At 46.4% G+C, this 1,844-nt stretch carries 1 protein-coding gene and 1 pseudogene; both read left to right on the plus strand.

Features of this window, described 5'->3' with window-relative positions:
* On the plus strand, positions 1-1,504 hold a 1,504-nt coding region (locus QTN94_RS19700), incomplete at its 5' end, for a hypothetical protein (RefSeq protein ID WP_331428618.1).
* Positions 1,501-1,844 (plus strand): annotated as a pseudogene (locus tag QTN94_RS19705) (hypothetical protein); the annotation flags it as partial. The gene QTN94_RS19700 and the pseudogene QTN94_RS19705, both read left to right, overlap by 4 nt.

Genomic DNA, 1,844 nt, shown 5'->3' on the forward strand with positions numbered 1-1,844 from the left:
CAGCAATCTGGCTGATGTGATGTTTGATATTGAGGCTTCGTATGCCGTGATGGTCTTTGCGGCAACCGGGCATATCACCAACGCTCCACAACAGCAAACCAGTACTCAAACGCTCAACCTGTATGCGGTCAACCAGACGTCTGCCCCAGATAAAAAGTTAACTACGGTTGAAAAGCACGCGAAATATTGGCTTAAACAGGTTAACGGCAATGATTTCTTAAGTGAAAAAACCGCCTTGATGAAGCTCTATCGCCAAACAGAGCAGGTATTTACCCCCAATGTGCAAAGCACCGCTGTCGGCCTGTTCTTTTTAGTTCAGGTTTACAACACCACACAGATGAACAGCACGGCAGAAAAAGATGGCCGCTTAAAAGTCTTTCTAGAACAGTCAAATGGTTATTTAGGATTGATCACCAGTTCTTTTGCCGCTCTCGATCACTTTGCTGGGGCACGCTTTGGTCAAGTCGGCGGTAAACAAGTCTTTACTGAGTTTATGAAGGAAGATGGTGCTAAATTATTAGGCACGACAATCTCTAGTAAATTGGTCTCACAGATAAAACGAATCAACGTTACCTCGCAAAAAACTATTGATATGTTTGAGCGGTTTGGCAATGGTGTTACTAAGTTCGTAAAAATCACTTTTCGCTGGTTGCCGGTTATCGGTGGTGTGGTTGCCGCACTGGGCAGCGGGTATCAACTCGGCACTGATCTGGTTGGTAACCAAAATGCCTTGGCTACCGCAATGTCAGGGGTAACACTGTTGGTCAATGGTATGGCGGCGTATTGCGCCTGGGTGGCATTGGTGCCTGCGGCGGCGCCGGTTATGGCGGTCGCTGCGGTTGTGCTGGGTGTCACGGCATTAACGCTAGAAATAGTCAGAGCCTCTGTAATGGATGACAAAACCCAACTGTTTTTAAAAGGCTCTTTCTGGGGCCGTGGCAATTATGCTTACGGTAAATCCAAATTCAACACCTTGGAACAACGACTGAAGCTTTTTGACCAAGATGCCAAGCTAGAGGATGCGATTAGAGTGATGCAACAAGAGCTGACCGCGTTTGGCGATTATTTATTTAAACCCATCCCACAGCTACTCAATGTCAGTCAAACCGATGGTCTGAGCCGTTTTACGCTGCATATCTTACTGCCGGGTTTTGTGCCATTAACCAGCGATGTCAGTGTGTATCTGCAGGGTTATGCGCAGAAGGACACTAAGGATCTACTGGTGAGCCACAGTCGAGAAAACCGCTGGCAAACCAATCAGCTTAACGGCAAGGTCACTCTGCTTAATGACACCACTGCCGCCCTGAGCTTTGAGGTCGATGAAACAGAACTGGAAACAGACTATCGTTTTTATCAACTGGCGCTCGCTTATCATAACCCTGCTGGTTATCCTGTTTCGTTAAAATACCCGAAAATTACCATCAGTGATGACAAACAGTGGTTTGAGTTCTGGCGCAGCAGTACTGAGTTGGAGTCTTTTGAAATAGAGAAAACTAAATCATGAGTGAGATTAGACAAGTTGGCCCCAACCATTGGGTTGGGCCAGAGGACTTTGGTATTACCCCCAACTTCCATATTACCCAACACGGCGTGGATCACTACCCTAATGGTCATTTAATTCAGCAAGAGCCATTAAACCCGGGCAATAAAAAAATCCCCATCGTTCACCGAAAAAAAGACGCTGAAGATATGGGGGAGTTTTTTGAAGGCTTTTCAGCAGGAGGTCATGAAGGATTTATTGATATGCGAGTTCGGTCTGTTCATAGCAGAGGCGATAATGTGTATGCGGTGATTTTCTTTACCTTGCTCTGGCTGCTTGTCAAGACTTCGATGGTTTACACCGC

The organism is Vibrio sp. M250220 (genome assembly GCF_036533795.1).
Lineage (GTDB): Bacteria > Pseudomonadota > Gammaproteobacteria > Enterobacterales > Vibrionaceae > Vibrio.